Below are 24,415 nucleotides of genomic sequence, written 5' to 3'. Positions count from 1 at the left end.
TCGTCTCTTGATTATTCATAGCTGATGAACTAAGTTTTAAGAAGTGAGTTTTCGTTTAAATACTAACAATTGTTGATTATTTCGTTAAAATCTGCTTTTAGAATCGATAAATTATGTCATACTATTAACCACGATAATATGTGGATTCGTGTAATAAAAAAATGATTACAGTTTTAAAAATTTATACTTGAAGATTATTAAAGTGTTTTTATGAGAAAACAATTGATTTTTAAAAATTTGATGATGCTATTCGTTGTTTCATGCGTTAGTCTATGTTTCGGTTCACGTAAAAAAGGTCAGCAGGCTGCTGAGAATAAAAAAGAGTATGTTGCCATTCAGAAAAATATGGCCTGGCTGGAGAAGAATATAATTGTACCCTGTCCGGGTAAAAGTTGTTGATTCCTGAGTTTTTATGTATACAACTAAAAGCATATCAGTTGTTTGTGTCCATGTAAAGTTTGATTAAAATCATGCTTTAAAAAATTAAATTAACGCTCACTCTATTTTGCCTGGTCCCGCCAGGCAAATAAAAATAAATATAATGACCTCTCCCTTTCAAAACCCACACTATAAAATTGCGAATATTTTTAACGATAAATTGATCTTTTTTAAGGTTAATAGTAATCAGTAGTTATTAATAAATTAATATTCGCTATTTACTTTCGAGCAATCTATTAAAGCATTCGTGATAATTTGAAACTACTATGAAAATTGGAATTACAATTGAAGAATTGGATTTGCCGCCTGCCTATGCAGATGATAAATCAAAAGCAATACGGTTACGTTTAAAGGCAGTTTATCCTTTGGAATTATAACACTGCCATATCTCCACAACTACATCTACAATCTTAAAAAACAATAATTATGTCACTGCATACTTTTCCGCTACACCCCGCCCAGCAAGACGTGTATATAGATCAATTGATCAATACAGAAGCTCCATATTATAATTTGGGAGGATACATCAGGTTAACTGGGTCTCTTGATAAAGAAAAATTTATCATAGCTGTTAATTCATCGTTAGAAGTTTTTGATGCGCTAAAAATGAGATTTGATCTCAACGACCCGGTACCTGTTATTTATATAGATGATACTTACCAGAAATTTGAGTTACCAGAACTTAATTTTGAAGAGGGTGAAGGTAAGCGTGCGGAAATCGAACAGTGGATAAAGGAGCGTCTGGCTATACCTTTTGAGGTGAAAAAAGAGAATGTTCTGATCGAACAATACCTGATCAGCGTTACGGATGAGGAGCATTATTATTATTTTAAGATGCATCATTTGATTACAGATGGTTATGGTGTTTCGGGATTTAACCAGTATGTAGCTAAAAAATATAAAGCATTGATAACCGGGGAAGATTTAGTTTTTAAGCATCCTTCGTATATTGAAGAAGCCGCAAGAGCTTCGGCCTATTATAATTCTGATGCTTATGCAGCTGAAGGGGAATACTGGAAAAAGAAACTAGAGAAAAGGCCCTCACATGTACTGAGCAGCAGGTATCCGGGTGAGGAGAAATGGAGTACTAAATGTGATACTTTTATTATTGATTTCACGGCTCAGCAGAGAAGTAAACTGGAAGCTTTACAAGTAAAAACCAAAGCTTCCTTTCAACAGCTGACGCTTGCAGCACTGATGATCTATTTCAGCAGTATCCAAGATCAATCCGAGTTCGTTTTTGGTATACCCTTACACCGCAGAAGAACAAAACAGCTACGTGTTATCCCAGGAATGTTTACTGGTGTAATTCCATTTATGGGAAGTTGCACTCCGGGAACAAAAGTGGCAGATCTCTTGAAATCAATTGGGATTTCTCAAAGAGAAGATTATCGCAATCAGAATTATCTGATAGGTGATCTGAGCAGGCATTTTAAAATCAATGCAGTAGAAGATGCCTTGATTGAGATTGTAGTGAATTATGCAGCAATGGATTTTCAGCTGGACTTTGGCGATGGCCTGAGTGGCACAGCAAATAATATTCCCAGCGGACATTTACCTTTTCCAATGGAGATGTTCTGGTATGATTATGGTCAGCAGCAGCCGCTACAGTTGAGAATTGATTTTCAGATTCAGTACTTTGACAAGAAAGAAGTAGAATTACTCGCTGAACGTATTCTTTTCATGCTGGATCAGTTTGATTACATGCTGGACAGTGATGTTTCAGAGATTAATACACTGCCAGGAAAAGAACGCGAATTGCTGAAATCACTCAGTCACTCGCCAGCTTCTTCTTTTGCACCTGATCCGAAAATGCTGACCGAACTGCTTGATGCGCAGGCCGCGATCAGACCTGAGGCTATCGCGATTGTAATGGAAGGCAATTCATTAACTTATAAACAGTTGGAGGAACGTTCTAATCAGTTGTCTCATTATCTGCATGGTCTTGATATAAAGAAAGATACAATAATCCCATTGTGTATAGGGCGTTCCATAGAGATGCTGATCGCGATTATAGGGATCATGAAGGCAGGAGCTGCTTATGTACCAATTGACATTTCTTATCCGGCAGAAAGAATAAATTATATTCTGGAAGATACGGCTGCTGAACTGATGATTTGCAGCGAAGAAACAAAAAAACAGATTACAGGTCAAATTCAGGTAATTACGATTGAAGAAGGCTCTTCAATTTTTGCAGGACAACCAGCAGATCATCCTGCGGCTATCCCTGAAGGTAAAGATTTATGTTATGTGATTTATACCTCCGGATCTACAGGTAAACCAAAAGGGGTAATGGTAGAGCATGCTGGAATGATCAATCACTTATTTGCAAAAATTGATGATCTGCAAATGGACGCAGAAACGGTATTAGCCTTTACCGCGTCTTATACGTTTGATATTTCTGTGTGGCAGATGTTTGCTGCAATTTTATGTGGTGGGCGGACTGTTATTTATACCGATGAATTAATTTATAAACCATCGGATCTGATCGGTGCAGTAGCACAGGATCAGATTACTATTCTGGAGTTGGTGCCGTCTTATCTGGCTGCAGTGTTGCAGGAAGAAATGGATATCCCACTGGAGAAATTGCGTTATCTGATGGTGACAGGGGAAGCAGTCAGTCAGCATGTATTAAGCTTGTGGTTCAGCCACCGGTATTATGCGGGTATTCCGGTAGTCAATGCTTATGGTCCTACTGAAGCATCTGACGATATTACCCATCATATTATGCAGGATACACCACGGAATATTAATGTTCCTCTGGGTAAACCGGTAAGGAATCTGCGAATTTATATTTTCGACGAAGCGATGGAGCTATCACCCATGGGTATTCCTGGTGAAATCTGTGTAGCTGGTATTGGTGTTTCAAGAGGTTATCTTGGCAGACCGGAGCTGACTAATGAGAAATTTATTAAAGATCCTTTCAGCACAGATCCTGCGCAGCGGATGTACCGTACTGGTGATTTGGGCCGCTGGCTGCCAGATGGTGCTATTGAATACCTGGGGCGTATAGACGATCAGGTTAAAATCAGGGGGTATCGTATTGAATTGGGAGAGATAGAACATGCTTTACAGCAATCTGGCTTTGTCAGTCAATCGGTAGTTGTTGCAAAAGAAGATGTTACCGGAAACAAGCGTTTGCTAGGCTATATAGTACCTGCGGCCGGTTATGATAAAGATGCAGTGATTGATTATCTGAAGGAAAAGCTTCCTGCGTATATGGTTCCGGCATTGGTCGAACTGGAACAATTGCCCTTAAGTCCTAATGGAAAAATAGATAAAAAAGCACTTCCGGATGCAACCGCCGACGCTGTCATTAGTACGAAATATGTGGCTCCACGTGACCAAACGGAAGAGTTTCTGGCGGCACAGTGGGTGCAATTACTGCAGGTATCGCCAATAGGTGTCTATGACAATTTCTTTGAATTGGGGGGACATTCATTATTGGGAATGCGGTTAATCGCAGCAATTACAAAAGAATTGCAAGTGGTCATCACCATGAAAAAATTATTCCTTTATCCAACTATTGCTGCTTTGGCGGCTTATATAGCGCAACAGGAAAAAGGGACACAATTAACAATTACCCCACAACCAAGAACTAACGAAATACCCCTGTCTTTTAGCCAGGAAGGCTTATGGTTTATCGATCAGCTGGAAGGAAGTGTACATTACCATATCCCTTTGGTCTTAAGGTTAAAGGGGAAGTTGAATACGGAAGCTTTACAACTGGCTTTAAAAGATATTGTTGGTCGTCATGAAATTCTCAGGACAGTAATCGGCCAAAAAGATGGGATAGGTTATCAGCAGATTCAATCGGCAGCTTACTGGAAAACGGAAGAAATCAATGCGCATGATGATCTTAAAGGTGCAATAGCAGCATTTATTTCCCGTCCTTTTGATCTTTCTGCTGATTATATGCTGCGTGCAGCTATTATTAAAGCTAAAAAAGGCGAAGTCATATTAGCCATCACGATCCATCATATTGCTGCTGATGGTTGGTCTACTCCAATTATTATTAGTGAATTATCTGCATTATATAACCATTATGCGGGGCTTCAGCAGACATTCCTTGCTGAACTTCCATTGCAATATGCAGATTACGCTTGCTGGCAAAGGAACTACATGACAGGAAGAGTTTTGCAAGCGGAACAAGATTACTGGAAAAAACAGCTTTCTGGAATAGAACCACTAAATCTGGTGACTGATTATACACGGCCTGCAGTGCAAAGTAAGTCGGGGGCGTTACTTGAAGTTGAAATAGAAGATGTGATTTTACAGCAGCTTTCTCACTTTAACCGTGAACATAATGTGACGTTATTTATGACACTGATGTCTGTATGCCAGGCATTATTGTATCGGTATACCAATCAGGAAGATATCTGCGTGGGCACACCTGTTGCCGGTAGAAAGCAACAGGAAGTTGAAGGCATGATTGGCTTTTTTGTCAATACGCTTGCGATAAGAAGTAACGTAAATGGATCACTTTCTTTCAGCGGATTATTGCAAATGGTAAAAGAAACGCTGCTTGAGGGTTATGAGCATGAGGATCTGCCATTTGACGAAGTCGTGAAAGTAGCGGGAGAAAAATGGGATATCAGCAGAAGTCCTGTGTTCCAGGTGATGTTCGTGTTACAGGATGCGATGGACTTGTCAAGTATCAAACTGGATGGCATCTCTGCGACAACAGAAGATATTGACCATACCATAGCTAAGTTTGATCTTTCATTCATTGTTACAGAAAGGGAAGACGGACTAAAATTAAGTATAGAATATTGTACTGACCTGTTTCATCAGGATACGATCGAAAGAATGACAGGGCATTATAAGCAAATGCTAAAAGCGGTTATTACACAGCCGGAACATCAGCTCAGTTCAATCAACTTCCTGACTGCAGGAGAAGAACAAAAAATATTACAGGATTTTGCAGTTGCACCGGTCAATTATCCGGCAGCAGAAGAAATGACTTTGGTGTCATTGTTCAGGGAACAGGTTTTAAAAAACCCGGATGCTGTAGCACTGGTGGCTGAGGATAAAATGCTTACTTACGGTGAGTTAGATCGAAGGTCAGATCAGCTTGCGCATTATTTGAGTGCTCAGGGAATTGATGCGGAGTTATTGATCCCGGTTTGTCTGGATAGAGGTAATGAGTTAGTCATAAGTATTCTGGGCATATTAAAGGCAGGGGCTGCCTATGTGCCGGTGGATGCCAATTATCCGCAAGAGCGGATTGCTTATATGCTTTCAGATTGTAATAGCAGCCTGGTGGTGACCAGTAAAAAGTATGCGCATTTATGCGCTGCTAATCCTGAGATTGAGTTGATTTTTATCGATGAACCGGAGACTTTAATAGCGGAGCTAACTGAGGTAGCGGCTGATGCGGATGTTCTTCCCGGCCAGCTGGCTTATGTAATTTATACTTCAGGTTCTACTGGTCGTCCTAAGGGCGTAATGGTAGAACATCATAGTGTAGTTAACCTGGTTAAATGGCATATAGGTGCTTATAAAGTGAGTGCAGAAAGCCGTTCTACAGCTATGGCCAGTATCGGATTTGATGCATTTGGCTGGGAAATATGGCCTTATCTGTGCGCTGGAAGTACCATTTTTATGCTGGATGATGATACGCGGCTTTCTCCGCAAGAGGTAGCAAAACGTTATGTTGCTGCTGGTATCACGCATAGTTTTATTGCAACTGGTTTGGTCAAAGATATTATCAGCGCATTAAGCAGCGCTGCAAATTCGCTTCAATATTTACTAACAGGGGGTGATCGTTTGCCGCAGGTAGAGGTAAGTGATTTATCCTATGTACTGGTCAATAATTATGGGCCTACGGAAAATACGGTAGTGACCAGCAGTTATCCTTTATCTGCAGCTAAAAATGATACACTGCCAGCTATCGGCCGGCCGGTATCCAATACCAGGGCTTATATCTTGGATGCGAACTTTTCACCAGTTCCAATAGGAACTGCGGGAGAATTATGTGTGAGTGGAGCGCAATTAGCCAGAGGATATCTTAATTTGCCTGAACTGACAGCCGAAAAATTTGTCGCCCATCCATTTATACCGGGAGAAAGATTGTATCGTACCGGAGATCTGGCACGCTGGCTGGCTGACGGAAATATAGAATACCTGGGAAGAACTGATGAGCAAGTGAAAATCAGAGGCTACCGGATTGAATTGGGCGAGATAGCTACAGTTATACAACAAAGCAGCCTGGTCAGAGAGTCACTGGTAGTGGCCAAAGTAAATGGTGACGGCAATAAACAACTGGTAGGGTTTATTATACCTGAGGCGAATTATGAAAGGGAACAGCTTGTTGCTTATCTGAAGCAGGCACTTCCTGAATACATGGTTCCATTACTCGTAGAATTGGAAGCCTTTCCGCTGACAACCAGTGGTAAAGTGGATAGAAGAGCATTGCCAGATCCTGCAGGAGAACTATTGCGAAAAAATATATATACAGCACCAATTAATCAAACAGAACAGGTGCTGGTTACGATCTGGGAGGAATTATTAGCGGTAGAAAAAGTAGGTACTTCTGATGATTTCTTTGAGATGGGAGGGCATTCACTACTCGTTATCAGATTAATCGCTGCAATCAGAAAGCAACTGCAGGCAGAGCTGGCGGTAAAGGATGTTTTTATTCACCGTACAATCACAGCTTTGTCAGTTTATATCCAGCAAAATGAGCATAAAATATTATTGCCTGCACTTACTGCGCAGGTGAGACCAGAACGTATTCCATTGTCATTCAGTCAGGAGCGTCTTTGGTTTATTGACAAGTTTGAGGGCAGTACGCATTATCATATCTCTACCTCATTGACTATCAAAGGAACTGTAAACCGGGAGGCCTTGCAATATGCATTCCAGACTATCGTGAACAGACATGAGGTTTTAAGGACTGTAATCCGGGAAGAAGAAGGTGTTGCTTATCAATATATATTGGAAGCTGATGCTTGGGAGCTTACCGATATCAAGACCGCTGAAGGAGTGCGTATACTGGCTGGTCAGCCTTTCAATCTTGCCGTAGATTATGCACTGCGTGCAGGTTTGTTAGTGGTTTCTGAACAAGAACAATTGTTATTGATCACCCTGCACCATATTGCTGCAGATGGTTGGTCGGTTGCCATTCTTGCTCAAGAATTATCAGTGCTATATGGTGCTTATCTGAAAAACCAGGCGCATCAATTATTGCCATTATCCATACAATATGCTGACTATGCATTATGGCAGAAAGCATACGTTACCGGTGATGTGCTCAAACAACAAAAACAATATTGGGTAGATAAATTATCGGGGTTATCACCATTGAATTTACCAACAGATTATCCAAGACCAGCTGTTCAGCGCACTAATGGTGCATTGTTAACTTTTGCATTGGATAGTGAACTTACTGGGCAGTTGAACAGGTTGAATCAGCAGCAAGAAGTTACCCTTTTTATGACGCTATTAACCGTGTTTAAAATATTGTTGTATCGCTATAGCGGGCAGACCGATATCTGTGTAGGTACCCCTCTGGCTGGAAGAAAGCAGCAGGAAGAGGAAGCGCTGATAGGATTTTTCGTCAATACACTAGTTGTGCGGACTGATCTTAGCGAGAATCCAGTTTTCACTAATTTACTGCAGCAGGTAAAACAGACATTACTGGAAGGTTATGATTATCAGGATATGCCTTTCGAAAAGATAGTGGAAGCAGTGACAACAAACAGGGACTTGAGCAGACATCCGTTGTTCCAGGCCATGTTCGTTTTACAGAATACCATGGAGGATATCTCTTTTGAACTGGATGATTTAGCCCTGACTACTACCGATCTGGAAGAGACTACTGCTAAATTTGATCTTGTTTTTACGGTAGTTTCGAAAGGAGAAGAGCTGTTTTTAGGCATAGAATACTGTACAGACCTGTTTAACGCCGAGACGATTGAAAAGATGGCGGGGAATTATGGCGAATTGCTGAAATCAATAGTCTCCACTCCGGAACAAAGAATGGGCATGTTGAATATGCTTACTGCGCGTGATGAAAATGAGTTGAGAAAGCTTTCAAATGGGCCGCTGGTTGACTATGATCAGGAGCTGACTTTCGTTCATGAATTTGAAGCACAAGTCAAAAATACACCCGATGCAGTGGCATTGAGGTTTGAAGAGCAGGTATTAACCTTTGCAGAATTAAATGAAAGAGCCAATCAGCTCGCCCATTATTTAAAAGCACAAGGCGTGAAACCTGATAGTATGGTTCCTATTTGTATGCATAGAGGGTTGGAGATGATTGTTGCTGTTGTAGGGATATGGAAAGCCGGTGGTGCCTATGTTCCTGTGGATCCGAAATATCCACAAGATAGAATCAGTTACTTGCTTGCAGACTGTGAAGCCACAGTAGTCATCACTGACGCAGTGAGTCAGTCAGTTATACCTTTGGCAAGTCAGGTTACGATCGTAGCTTTGGGCGGTGAGCTGGAAATATGGAATACTCAGCCAGTGCATTCGCCGGAAATAATTACAGTTCCCGGAAACCTGGCTTATGTGCTGTATACATCAGGCTCTACAGGTAAACCAAAAGGAGTTCTGGTTGAACACGCTGGATTGCTGAACCACTTACTAGCTATGGTAGATGAGTTCACGATGAATGAAAATACTATTCTGGCTTTTACTGCGCCTTATACTTTCGATATATCTGTATGGCAGATGGTGAATACGCTTATTTGTGGTGGTTGCACTGTTATCTATCCGGAAAGCCTGATCCTTCGTCCTGATGCGCTGATCAGAAAAGTTGAACAGCAACAAGTAACATTGCTTCAGTTGGTACCTTCTTATCTGACTGCTGTATTGCAGGAAGATACGGAAGTAACTTTAAGTGCTTTGCAGTATTTGCTGGTTACAGGAGAAGCGGTAACCCGTCAATTGCTGGCGTTATGGTTTGCACACCCGCATTTTAAAGCTATACAGGTCGTTAATGCTTACGGACCTACAGAGGCTTCTGATGATGTGAGTTTTTATTTTATGAATGAAACCCCGGATGCAGTAAATATTCCGGTGGGTGTTCCTATTCAAAACCTGAGATTGTATGTGCTGGATAATGAAGGACAACTGGTACCTGCAGGGGTGCCGGGAGAAATTTGTGTAGCTGGTATTGGTGTTGCACGGGGCTATCTTAAACGTCCGGAACTTACTGCTGAAAAATTTGTCTGTGATCCTTTCTATCCACAGGACAGGATGTATAAGACAGGAGATTTGGGAAGATGGCTTCCGGATGGGAATATGGAATATCTGGGCCGTATGGATGATCAGGTTAAAATCCGTGGTTTCCGTATTGAGCTGGGAGAAATAGAGATTGTTTTACAAGACCATCCGCTGGTATCGCGGGCTGTAGTGGTCGCAAAGGCAGATGACAAAGGTATTAAACGCCTGATTGGGTATGTGGTTCCTGAAGGGGAGGCTGATAAAGATGAACTGGCTGATTATCTGAAAGAAAGATTACCTGAATTTATGGTACCTGTCATTTTTATGATGGAAAAATTTCCATTGACTGCGAATGGGAAAATTGATAAAAAAGCATTGCCTGATGTGGCCTCGGCAACATTACAGGAATACGTTGCCCCACGTGACCAGGCCGAACAGCATTTAGCTGAGATCTGGCAACGGCTGCTTGAAATACCACAGGCAGGTATATATGACAATTTCTTTGAACGTGGCGGACATTCTTTACTGGTTATCAGATTGATTGCCGCTATCCGAAAAGAAATGCTGGTAGAATTACTTGTAAAAGATGTATTTATACATCCGACCATACATGCACTGGCAGCTTGTATCAAGCAGCTGGGAACTTCTGTACTGGCTCCTGCAATTACTGTGCAGATCAGACCGGATATTATTCCATTATCTTATAGTCAGGAACGTTTATGGTTTATCGATCAGCTGGAAGGTAGTACACATTATCATATTCCTGCGGTATTCAGACTGAATGGAATATTAAATAAAGAAGCGTTGTCCATTGCACTGCAGCAGGTAATTAATCGCCATGAAGCATTGCGGACAGTCATCAGAGAAAAACAAGGAGTACCTTATCAATATGTTCTTTCGCCAGATAGCTGGCAGCTGGAAGAAATCAGCATTCATCATGAGCTTCAGCAGGAAATCAGTGCATTTATAGACAGGCCGTTTGTATTGTCAGCAGATCATATGCTGCGGGCCGGATTGATTACTGTAGGTGAGCGGGAGCACATACTTGTTGTTGCGCTGCACCATATCGCATCGGATGGGTGGTCATCGGGCTTGATTATACGTGAACTCTCTGCGCTCTATACTGCTTATATCACAGCTACCGATGCAGTATTGAAAATGCCAGAGGTACAATATGCTGACTATGCAATCTGGCAGCGTCAGTATTTGAAAGGAGCAGTATTAGAATCACTGCAAAGTTACTGGAAACAAAAACTGTCTGGTTTGGAGCCACTTGCGTTGCCAACGGATTTTATCAGACCAGTTGTACAAAGCACTAAGGGCGCGATGCAGACTTTTAGCATAGATCCTGAGCTAAGTAAAGCATTGAATCAGTTAAGTCAGCAACAGGGAACTACCTTATTTATGACATTAATGTCTGTGTTGCAGGTGCTATTATACCGCTATACCGGACAAGAAGATATTTGCGTAGGTACACCGGTGGCTGGAAGAAGCCGTCAGGAGGTAGAAGAACTGGTTGGTTTCTTTATTAACACCATCGTAATACGCACCAGTTTGAATGAAGAGCTGTCTTTTGCTGATTTATTACAACAGGTTAAAACTACGTTACTGGAAGCTTATGAGCATCAGGAATTACCATTTGAAAAAGTAGTAGATACGGTAGTGAAAAGCAGGGATATGAGCATCAGCCCATTATTCCAGGTGATGTTTGTTTTACAAAATGTACCAGATCACGCGGGCTGGGGTATGCCGGGCTTGATGCTGGCAGAGGATGAAGTAGAGCTGACAACCGCCAAATTTGATCTGATCTTCAATATGGAGGAAGGTGAAGATGGGTTGACACTCAGCATTGAATACTGTACAGACTTGTTCAGACCAGCAACCATCAGCAGAATGGCCGGACATTTTGAACAATTATTGCAGGCAGTTACGACTTCGCCTGCACAACAAATCGGCGTATTACCTTTATTGACTTCGCCAGAAAAACATACACTGCTGCAAACCTTTACAGGTGCACAGGTAGATTACCCTAAAGCAAAAACTATTGTATCACTCTTTGAAGAGCAGGTGGAAAGAACACCGGATGCAGTAGCGGTAGTTTATGAAAATGAGCACCTGACTTACCGTCAGCTCCATGAACGTTCTAATCAGCTTGGGCATTACTTACACAGTATAGGTGTGGTTAAAGAAACACTGGTGCCACTTTGCATGGGCAATGGACTGGATATGATCGTGGCCATCATCGGTGTATTGAAAGCTGGTGGTGTTTATGTGCCAATGGATCCTGCTTATCCTGAAGACCGTATCCAATATATGGTAGAAGATACCGCAGCAGCTATCGTGATCAGTAACAGTGTTGATAGTCATGTTTTAAAAACTATTGACGCGGTACGTGTAGTAGTTGAAATGGATACTGATTTTGAAATGATCAGTAAATATTCAACTGAACCAGTGCCTGTAGCTGTAAATGCAGAAAACCTGGCTTATGTAATTTATACTTCTGGTTCTACTGGCCGTCCTAAGGGGGTATTGATAGAACATAGAAATGTGGTCAGGTTATTTGAAACTGCTACTCCATTATTTGATTTTAATGAACAGGATGTATGGACAATGTTCCACTCGTTTTGTTTTGACTTCTCGGTATGGGAAATGTATGGTGCTTTGTTTTATGGTGGCCGTTTGGTGATGGTTCCTAAACATATTACCCGTGATATTTCTTTGTTTGCTGAGCTACTGGTCAAAGAGAAAGTGTCCGTACTTAACCAGACACCATCTTCATTTTATGTATTACAGGACTATCTGACTACTTATACGGATAAGATAGCAGTACGTTATGTAGTTTTTGGCGGAGAAGCATTGAACCCGGGAAAATTGAAACCATGGAAAGAAGCTTATCCAGACTGTTTGCTGATCAATATGTATGGTATTACCGAAACAACGGTGCATGTAACTTACCAGGAGCTGAATGATGGGCATCTGAACAGCAGTGCAAGTATTATTGGTAAAACGATACCCACGTTAAGTGCTTATATTCTGGATCCGAAGCAGAACCCCGTGCCAATTGGCGTTCCGGGAGAACTCTACATCAGTGGTGCAGGTGTAGCCAGAGGGTATCTGAACAGAGCAGAGCTGTCTGCAGAAAGATTTATTGCCAACCCATTTGAAGCGGGAGAAAGATTATACCGCACAGGAGATTTAGCCCGCTGGTATCCAGATGGAAACATTGAATATCTGGGCCGTATTGATGATCAGGTGAAGATCCGTGGTTTCCGTATAGAGCTTGGAGAAATTGAAAGCTGTTTACAAGAGAGCGGTCTGGTTAGCAATAGTGTGGTATTGGCAAGGACCGGGCATTCGGGTGATAAGCAACTTGTGGGTTATGTCGTACCAGAAATTGGCTTTAGCAAGGAGGCGGTGCAAAACTGGCTTGGTACACGTTTACCAGAATATATGGTACCTGCTATATGGGTGATGATGGAAGATATTCCGCTTACCTCCAATGGAAAGGTCAATCGTAAAGCTTTACCAGAGCCGGAGGTGGATAAATTGCTGAGCACTGCTTATGAAGCAGCCCGCAATGAAACGGAAGAAAAACTGGTTACCATCTGGCAGGAATTACTGGGAGCAGAGCGAATTGGTATCCATGATAACTTTTTTGAACTGGGGGGAGATTCTATCAGTATCATCAGGGTAGTCAGTAAAATAAAGCAACTATTTAACAAAGAAGTAAAAGTATTTGAAGTTTATAAAGCAGCGACTATTGCGCAACTGGGTGAGGTGGTGGATAGTAAATCTGCTATTGCTCAAAGCAGTACGCAGCTCTATGATCAGATTGCAGCAGAGATTGCAGAACTTAAAGATAGTATAAGCACGCAATTTGAAAATATAGCAGAGATTGAGGATATCTATCCAATGAGTGATATTGAACGCGGGATGATTTATGTTTCGTCGTTAAACCCGAAGGAAGCTTTGTATCACGATCAGTTTGTATGCCCTGTCCCTGCATCTTTTGATGCGGCCTTATTTAAAAAAGCTTATGAACTTATTGCAGCGAAGCATAGTATTTTAAGAACTGCTTTCCAACTGGATGTAGCTGGAAATGATCTTCAGCTTGTCTATAAGTCGATTGAGGTAACAGTACCTGCATTTGATGTCCGGGATTTAACTGATGCAGCTGTAAAAACTGCTGTGGAGCAATACCTGGAAGAAGAAAGAGCCACTCCTTTTATTCCTGAAAAAGCGCCATTATGGAAAGCGGCCGTTTTTAACCAGAAAGACCAGAATATTCTTGTATTCCAGTTTCACCATGCCATCCTGGATGGATGGAGTGTGGCTTCTTTGAATACAGAACTTTTCAATTTGTGCAGTCAGCTGATCCGCGAGCCAGAGCAGATTACATTGCCTTTATTGAAATGTACTTATAAGGATTTTATCATTGAAAGTCTGGTTGCTAGAAATAGCGATGGCAATGCGCAGTTCTGGAAAAATGAATTGGAAGATTATAAACGTCTTGATATTTTTTCTGCAGAAAATGACTTCCAGGTATTAGATTATCAGTATGATGCAGCATTGGTTGCACAGCTGAAAGGAAGAACAAAACGAGATAATATTTCATTGAAAGGTTTAGCGATGGGTGCCTATTTATATGCACTGAACCTGCTTACACCAGAAGATGAGCTTACTGTCGGGTTGGTCACCAATAACAGACCGTTGCTGGAAGACGCAGAGCAGTTACTTGGATGTTTCCTGAATACAAATCCTTTCAGGTTTAAAATTGAAGATACTGAGCTCACCTGGAGCAGCTATTTCAATGCGGTAGAAAACAAATTGTTGTCACTGAAAGAACGGGACAGAACCAGCCTTTTTGAGATTACAAAGGCTACCGGACAACAATCATCCCATGATAACCCTTTCTTTGATGCATTATTCAATTATATTAATTTCCATGTTTACAATAAACTGGATCAGGAAATAACAGGAAATGATACGGAAGCATCTGCTGCAGACGCGTTGGATATTGCTGGATATGAGCTGACGAACACTTACCTGGATTGTACAGTAAATACAACGGGAGATACCTTCAGCATTCAATATATCCTGCGTAAAAAACTGAAATCGGGTAAGAAACTGAGCGAATTGCTGGACTATTTCAATAACGTAATCCAGGCTTACCTGAATGATTATTCAGGGTTAATCAAAGATAGTATCATTCTTCCTGCCGGGGAATCTGCACAGTTATTAAAGGTATTTACAGGTGTACCGGCAGGTTATCCTGAGAAAGAAACTATGATCTCACTTTTTGAAGTACAGGCAATCAAAACTCCTGATGCTATTGCAGTAAGTTATGAAACCGGTCAGCTTAGTTATCGTCAATTGCAGGAACGTTCTAATCAGCTGGGACATTACCTGTGCGAAATAGGCTTGACCAAAGAAATGCTCGTGCCGGTTTGCATGAGTAACGGGCTGGATATGATTGTCGCGTTGTTAGGTGTGTTAAAGGCTGGTGGTGCTTATGTGCCTATGGATCCTGCTTATCCGCAAGACCGTATCCAGTATATGGTAGAAGATACGGCAGCTGTTATTGTAATTAGTAACAGTACCGATAGTGAGGCTTTAAAATCGATCAGTAGTATCCGTACACTGGTCGAAATGGATACAGATCTGGAGCGCATTAGTAAATATTCAACTTTACCGGTAAATGTGAAGGTAAGTCCGGCTAACCTGGCTTATGTAATTTACACTTCTGGTTCTACAGGCCGGCCTAAAGGAGTACTGATTGAACATGTGAATGTGGTCAGGTTATTTGAGACAGAATCACCATTATACGATTTTAACGATCAGGATGTATGGACAATGTTCCATTCCTTCTGTTTCGACTTCTCAGTTTGGGAAATGTATGGTGCATTATTCTATGGTGGACGTTTGGTTATCGTCCCTAAACATATTGCCCGTGATACCTCTTTATTTGCTGAGCTGTTAGTTCATGAAAAAGTGACTGTGCTTAACCAGACACCATCTTCATTTTATGTGTTACAAGACTACCTGACTACTTATACAGCTGAAATCTCTGTACGTTATGTGATTTTTGGTGGAGAAGCATTGAATCCTGGAAAACTGAAACCATGGAAAGAGGCTTATCAGGATTGCCGTTTAATCAATATGTATGGCATTACTGAAACAACTGTACATGTTACTTATCAGGAACTTGACGCAGCACATTTGAATAGCAGCGCGAGTATTATTGGGAAAACTATACCCACATTGAGTGCCTATATTTTGGACAGAAATCAAAATCCTGTGCCGGTAGGTGTCCCTGGAGAACTTTATATCAGTGGGGCTGGTGTGGCCAGAGGGTATCTGAACAGAGCAGAATTGACAGCCGAACGCTTTATTGTCAATCCATTTGTAGCGGGCGAAAGATTATACCGTACAGGTGATCTGGCAAGATGGTATCCTGATGGAAATCTCGAATATCTGGGCAGGATTGATGACCAGGTTAAAATCCGTGGCTTCCGTATTGAGCTGGGAGAAATTGAAAGTTCTTTGCAGCAGAGTGGGTTGGTAAGTAATAGTGTGGTACTGGCCAGAACAGGTCATTCGGGAGATAAGCAATTGGTTGCTTATGTAGTACCAGAAAAAGAATTCGATAAAGATGCCGTTCAAAATTGGCTTGGTGCAAGGTTGCCGGAATATATGGTGCCTGCGATATGGGTATTAATGGAAGAAATTCCGTTGACATCCAACGGAAAAGTGAACCGGAAAGAATTGCCTGATCCACAGGATGGTGCATTGTCAGCGAATGAATATCTGGCGCCGCGTACGGCTACAGAAGTAAAAATTGCAGCGATCTGGCAACAGTTATTAGCAGTGCCCCGTATTGGTATTTACGATAACTTCTTTGAGTTGGGCGGACATTCTCTGCTGGCTATCAGGTTACTGGGAGCGATGCGCAGAGATTTGAAAGTAGAAATGCAGGTAAAAGATCTTTTTGCACATGCTACGATTGCAGCATTGGCGGTCTATGCAGAACAAGCATCCGGACGGATTTTATTGCCGGCAATTACCGTACAGCCTAAACCAGAATTTATACCATTGTCGTTTGGACAGGAACGTTTATGGTTCATCGATCAGTTGGAAGGAAGTAAACATTATCATATTCCTGCTGTACTTAAAATGAAGGGACAGGTCAATAAAGCTGCATTGCAGGCTGCAATACAGCAAGTGATTAACCGTCATGAAATATTAAGAACAGTAGTGTTACAAGCTCAGGATGGAGGAATGGTTTATCAGCAGGTATTGCCTGCAGATTTATGGCAGCTGGAAGAAATAACTGGAGCAGAAAATGCACAGTTGGCTGTTGTTGACTTCATCGATCGTCCTTTTAACCTGGCTGCTGATCATATGCTGAGAGCGGGGTTAATTTCTTTAGCACAGGATGAATTTATTCTGGCGATAGTGATGCATCATATTGCTTCAGACGGATGGTCAGTTTCTCTTCTTGTGACTGAAATTACCTTGCTTTACAATGCTTATGCTACTGGGCAAGTGCCTTCGTTACCAGTTTTACCAATACAATATGCAGATTATGCTATATGGGAAAGAGAATACCTTACCGGAGCTGTACTGGTCCAGCAACAGGCTTATTGGGGAAAACAACTGGGCGGTCTGGAACCGCTGGAACTTCCGGCAGATTATCCAAGACCAGCTATTCAAAGTACAAATGGAGCGGTATTGCGTTTTGAAATAGAGCAGGATCTTGCAAGTAGTCTGCAACAGTTTAGTGGTCAGCAGGAAACTACGTTGTTTATGACTTTGTTTGCAACTTTCCAGGTATTGCTGCACCGTTATAGCGGGCAGGAAAATATTTGTGTAGGTACACCTGTAGCGGGCAGAAGACAACAGGAAGTAGAAGGTCTGGTCGGGTTTTTTGTCAATACATTGGCTATCCATACAGACCTGGCTGGTAATCCTTCTTTTGAAAATCTGTTGCAGCGTGTTAAAATGACGTTACTTGATGGATACGAGCATCAGGATATGCCATTTGAGAAAATAGTGGAGGCTATGGTGAAAACCAGGGACCTGAGCAGAAGTCCATTATTCCAGGTGCTTTTTGTAATGCAGGATAATCCTGATGAGGGAGCCGGTTTTAATGGGGTGACCATCTCTCCAATAGATAACGAACATGTTGTCGCTCAGTTTGATCTTACTTTTACCATTGTAGAAGAAGCAGGAGCATTCCTGTTAAATATAGAATATTGTACAGATCTTTTTGCGGAAGAAACAATCGCCCGTATGGGAAGTCATTATAAACAGTTGCTAAAATCTGTGGTTAATGAGCCATCGGAAGCGATTGCAGGACTGGTTATGCTGACCGCGGAAGAAGGGGCTCAATTGCAGCAAATCGGGCAGGGGCCAATTGTACCTTATCCGAAAAATGAGACGTTTGTAAGCTTGTTTGAAAAGCAGGTTGCGATAGCACCTGATGCGATCGCACTGGTTTGTGATAAGCGTGTTTTAACCTATCGTGAACTGAATGCACAAGCAAATCAGCTGGCGGCTCATCTTCTTAGTCTGGGTGTAAAACCAGATGCAATGATACCTATATGTATTACCCGTTCCCTGGATATGATCATTTCCATATTAGGTGTAATGAAAGCAGGAGCGGCTTATATACCTGTTGATACTAATTATCCAGCACAACGGATCAGTTATTTACTGGAGGACGCACAGGCAAAGCTGGTGATCAGCAACAGTACAGTATGTAATGTTTTGCCGGCTAGCTCAGCAGTTATCCTGTTAATGGATGGTGACAGAGAAGTATTGAGTAAATATCCGGTTGATAATCCTGTGCTGGCAGCAAATCCTGACAACCTTTCTTATGTGATCTATACTTCTGGTTCTACGGGAATGCCAAAAGGGGTATTGGTAGAACATGACGGAATGCTGAACCATTTATTTGCCAAAATCAATGATTTACAGTTGAATGCAGAATCAATTCTGGCTTATACAGCATCCTATACTTTTGATATTTCTGTATGGCAGATGTTTGCTGCTTTATTATGCGGAGGCAGAACGGTAATCTATGATGATGTACTGATCCTGCAACCGGTCTCATTTATTGAGCAGGTGGCAACAGATGAAATCACTATTCTGGAATTAGTCCCTTCTTATCTCAGCGCGCTGCTTCTGGAAGAAGTGGATGTGAAACTGGAAAGATTACAGTATTTACTGGTCACTGGTGAAGCTGTTAATCAGCCTTTGCTGGAGCAATGGTTTAGCCATCCAAATTATGGTCGTATTCCGGTCGTTAATGCTTACGGGCCAACTGAGGCATCTGATGATATTACACATTTTGTAATGCATAAAACCCCAGTGGGTAATAGTGTCCCACTAGGTAAACCGGTACAGAATTTACAGCTCTCCATATTGGATAAAACCGGTCAGTTGTGTGCATTGGGTATACCTGGTGAAATTTGTGTATCCGGAGTTGGGGTATCACGTGGTTACCTGAACCGCGCGGAACTTACAGCAGAAAAGTTTGTGACCAATCTGCAGGGAGAAAGAATGTACAAAACGGGAGATCTTGGGCGCTGGCTTCCAGATGGAAATGTTGAATACCTTGGCCGTATTGATGACCAGGTAAAAATCCGGGGTTATCGTATCGAACTTGGAGAAATAGAAAAAGTATTGCTGCAGCATGCGCTGATAAACTCTGCTGTAGTTGTAGTTAAAGCAGATAACCTGGTTGGTTATATCACGGGTACAGCTATAGATAAAGAGGTTATTCGTCAGTACCTTCTTCAAAAATTACCTGAATATATGGTACCGGTATTGGTAGAGTTAGCGCTCTTGCCATTAACTGCGAATGGAAAAGTAGATAGAAAACTATTACCTGATCCTTCCGGAGAATTGTTGATTAATAATTTATATGTAGCTCCCCGTAATGAAACAGAAGAGGTATTAGCTGGTATCTGGGAAGAGCTTTTGGCAACAGAGGGAGCAGGTGTAAATGATAATTTCTTTGAGCGTGGTGGCCATTCATTATTGGCGATCAGATTGCTCGCTATGATACGTACCAGACTGAAAACTGAATTGGTAGTCAAAGATATATTCCTGCATCCGACGATTGCAGGACAGGCTGAGTTTCTACAACAAAAACAGCAGCAAACTACCCATTTGCTACCGCCGGTAACAGCTCAGGAACGTCCTGTACATATTCCGCTTTCATTCAGCCAGGAGCGTCTTTGGTTTATTGATAAGCTGGAAGGAAGCGTGCACTATCATATGCCTGCTGTACTGAGGTTACAGGGAAAACTTAACATCGATAGTTTACAGTATGCACTGCAGCATATTATTAACAGGCACGAAGTACTCAGAAGTGTAATACATTGGTCTGAAGAAGATAATGTTGCTTATCAGCAGATTTTATCAGCAGATAGCTGGCAATTGTCTGTTATAGTACCAGTAGTATCGCCTGAAGATTTAAAAACGGCAATTAATTCTTTTATACAATTACCTTTTGATCTTTCAGCAGACCATCCGCTGAGGGCTGGAGTGATTTCGTTAAGTGCAACTGAACATTTATTGATTATAGTTACCCATCATATTGCTTCTGATGGATGGTCTGAAGCTATTATTGTGCAGGAATTTACAGCACTGTATAATGCACATGTTGAACAACGTGCTGCAGAATTACCTCCGTTGCCTGTACAATACGCAGATTATGCGATGTGGCAGCGTAATTATTTACAGGGAACGGTACTGACCAGGCAATTGGAATACTGGAAAAAGCAGTTAGCTGGTACAACAGTACTGGATCTGCCTGTTGATTATTTGAGACCTGCAGTACAAAGTACCAATGGAGCGATGGCTGATTTTACGCTGGATGCTGAGTTGAATAAGCAATTGCAACAGTTCAGCCAGCAGCATGGAAGTACTTTATTTATGACTTTACTGGCTGCATTTAAAGTATTGATGTACAGATACAGCGGTCAGGATGACATCTGTGTAGGTATACCGGTAGCCGGAAGACAGCAGCAGGAAGTAGAGGGACTGGTTGGTTTCTTTATCAATACGCTGGCTATAAGAACCGATTTAAGCGGGGAACCTGTATTTACAAAGCTGCTGCAGCAAGTCAAAGAAAATCTTTTACAAGGGTATGCTTTCCAGGATACACCTTTTGAGAAAATTGTGGATGCAGTAGTACAAGACAGGGATATGAGCAGAACGCCGGTGTTCCAGGTTATGTTTGTATTACAGAATACTCCTGAACCTTCTGAGTTGAAATTAGGAGAGTTGTTATTGACTGAAGAAAGAGCTGAACATAATTCTTCAAAATTTGATCTGACGTTTGTACTGAAAGAAAGTGAAGATGGCCTGGCTTTGAGTATTGAGTACTGTACGGATTTGTTTAGCGGTGAGACGATTGCCAGAATGAAAGGGCACTATGCGCAATTGCTGAAAGCTATTGTGGCATCACCATCAGCACAAATCAGTTTGCTTCCAATCCTGACGATTGAAGAAGAAGGTCAGTTATTGCATGAATTTAATTTGCCTGTGAACAGGCTGGCCAGAAACAGGACTATTCTGGATGTATTTGCGGATAAAGTGAAAGCTGCGCCAGAGGCTATAGCAGTGTGGTATAAAGAAACGAAGCTTACTTATCTTGAACTGGACAAGCTATCCAATCATCTTGGAAATCACCTGAGAGTTAAAGGAGTGAAAGAAGATACCCTGGTACCCATATATCTGGACAGAGGACTTGAAATGATCATTGGAATTATGGGTGTACTGAAAGCCGGAGGTGCTTATGTACCTGTTGATACGCAGTACCCAGAAGAAAGGATCAGATTTATGCTGGAAGATATTGCCAGTGAATATTGTCTGACTAATGCTGCATTTGAAGCATCTTTAATGGCAATTGTGAAACAACCGATTGAGCTGATCACGCTTGATTATGCAACTATTTCCAAGCTGCATAAGTCAAATGCAGAAGTTAAGACTTCGCTTTGGCCGCATAACCTGGCTTATATGATTTATACTTCGGGTTCTACAGGTTCTCCAAAAGGTGTGCTGGTAGAACATGGTGGAGTTGTCAATCTGGCTGCAACTCAGGTTGTGACTTTAGGTTTAAAGCCTGCCATGAGAACGTTACAGTTTGCTTCGTTTGGGTTTGATGCTTCTTGTTATGAGCTGTTTGGCACATTATTAAGTGGCGGTTGCCTGGTTATTCCGGAAAAGGAAGATATTCTGTCAGCGCAGCACTTCAGTGAATTTATGAATGCGCGTGAAGTGGAAGTGGTTACACTGCCGCCATCTTATCTGAATGTGATTAAAGATAATATACCTGATTTCATTAAGGTCATTGTGTCGGCGGGAGAAGCATTGAATAGTGATGCTGCCCGTATGATGCAGGAAAATGGTATCCGTATGATCAATGCTTACGGGCCAACAGAGAATACAGTTTGTGCTACATTATCTGATGATCCGATTAAAGAAAATGGCAGGGTAGTTATTGGAAAACCAATTGATAATGTGACGATACATATCCTTGATACTGCGGGGAAATTGGTGCCGGTAGGTGTACCTGGTGAATTACATATAGGTGGCGTACAAGTAGCAAGAGGGTATTTCAAAAGACCTGAACTGACGCTTGAAAAATTCATTGCTGATCCTTTTCTGAAACATTCAAATCTATACCGGAGCGGTGACCTTGCACGCTGGTTGCCAGATGGTAATATTGAATATCTGGGCAGAACAGATGACCAGGTGAAAATCAGAGGATACCGTATTGAACTGGGTGAAATTGAAAGTGTATTAACGCAAAGTGACCTGGTTAATGAGGCAGTAGTTTTAGTGAGTCCTGATGACCATGGAAATAAGCGTTTAGTGGGTTATATTGTATCAACGGATATATTTAACAGGTCATTGCTGGAAGAGTATCTGAAAACACGCTTGCCAGTTTATATGGTGCCGGCATTGTGGGTAAGCTTATCAGTCTTTCCGTTAACTACAAGTGGTAAGATAAATCGTAAAGCTTTACCTCAGTTCACACCTGATGCTGAGGTGGATATCACGACTTATGTTGCGCCACGTAATGAGACCGAAGCCGCCTTGGCTGGTGTATGGCAGGAATTGTTGAGTATGACTAATATTGGGATACATGACAACTTCTTTAGGTTGGGCGGCGATTCCATTATTACCATACAGTTGGTAAGCCGTGCCAAATGGTTGGGTTATAACCTGAAGCCTAAAGATGTGTTTATGCATCAGACTATAGCGGAGCTGGCAATTGTTGCCACTTCCCGTAAAAATACTGCTGCAACTGTGAAAGGTGAGCAAGGGCAGTTGGAAGGAAAAGCAGAACTGATGCCAATCCAGCAATGGTTTTTTGAAGAAAAAGAGGCCACAGCACAAGCTATAAATCATTTCAATCAAAGTGTGCTGCTGAACCTTGACAAGGGGATTGATCAGGACATATTAACAACTATAGTACAACAATTGCAGGAGCATCATGATGTGCTGAGATTCTCGTATCAAAAGAACGAGACGGAATGGGTGCAAACCTATACAGACCGTCAAACGCAATTGGTACAGGAAGATCTAAAGGCAATAGAAGAATCGGCGCTTGAATCAGCGATTACCGAAAATTGCCAAAGGCATCAGCTGTCTTTGAATATCACAACCGGACCACAATTAAAGATGGTCTGGATAGAAACACCTGAATTTGCAAAGCATAACCGATTGTTGATTGTGATTCATCATTTGTCAGTGGATGGGGTTTCATGGCGCGTTTTACTGGAAGATATGGAGCGGTTGCTTGAAGGTGCATTGAAAAAAGAAAGTGTCAGCCTGGGAGAGAAAAGTGGTTCTTACAGACAATGGTACAACCATCTTGAACAATATGGGAAGACTTCAGGTCTGCGCTCACAGCTACCTTATTGGAAAGAGATCGAAAAATCGGCGAAGCATTTGCCAACTGATAAAATTCCTGAACGCCTGGTAACCAATAAAGATGTGGGATCATTTTCGATACAACTTGATCAGGTGTTCACACAGCAATTATTACAAGAGGTTTCACAGGCTTATAATACTGGAATAAACGATTTGTTACTTGCAGCACTCGCGTTGACCATAAACGGATGGAGCGGTGAAAAACAGCTGGTTGTAGGGATGGAAGGCCATGGAAGGGAAGAATTGGGAACTGATATTGACATTAGCCGTACGGTAGGGTGGTTCACCAATCTTTATCCGGTCTTATTGACTACTGATGAAAGTAATCAGCATGGAAATCTTATAAAAAGTATAAAAGAACAACTCCGTCAGATTCCTGATAAAGGACTTGGTTATGGTGTGCTTAAATATATTAACAGAGAGCCATTACTTCAAGGTGATTCACCATGGAATATTATATTCAATTATCTGGGTCAGTTTGATAACATGACAAGTGAAGAAGGTTTGTTTGGTTATGCCGAAGAGTCTGCTGGTCAGGAAATAAGCAGTAATTATCCAATGAGAGACTTACTTTCTATCAATGGAATGATCGAAAGCGGGCTGTTATCATTAACGTGGAGTTACAGTGCCTTGCATTATGAAAGCTCAACTGTGGAATCGTTAGCTGCTGCTTATCTGGTACACCTTAAAGAACTGATTACACATTGTGTTACCCAGGATATTGGCGGGCAGTCCTTTACGCCGTCAGACTATGGGTTGTCAGGAGAAGTAAGTTACCAGCAAATGGACAAGTTTTTAAATAGCGATCAGGACGATCTCGAAGATATCATTAGTTTTTAAAATTTTATTA

1 protein-coding gene is annotated in these 24,415 nt (G+C 41.7%); it reads left to right on the top strand.

Features of this window, described 5'->3' with window-relative positions; all coding sequences use genetic code 11:
• The first annotated feature begins 864 nt into the window (after nucleotides 1-864).
• Complete coding sequence (locus ABIB30_RS16870) at nucleotides 865-24,405, top strand: non-ribosomal peptide synthase/polyketide synthase (protein ID WP_354303995.1); 23,541 nt, start codon at nucleotides 865-867, stop codon at nucleotides 24,403-24,405.
• The last annotated feature ends 10 nt before the right edge of the window (nucleotides 24,406-24,415 follow it).

The organism is Pedobacter sp. UYP1, from assembly GCF_040547305.1.
In the GTDB taxonomy this organism is placed as follows: domain Bacteria; phylum Bacteroidota; class Bacteroidia; order Sphingobacteriales; family Sphingobacteriaceae; genus Pedobacter.
The sequence above is the reverse complement of the archived record's forward strand: the minus strand, read 5'-3'. Positions and strand labels throughout refer to the sequence as shown.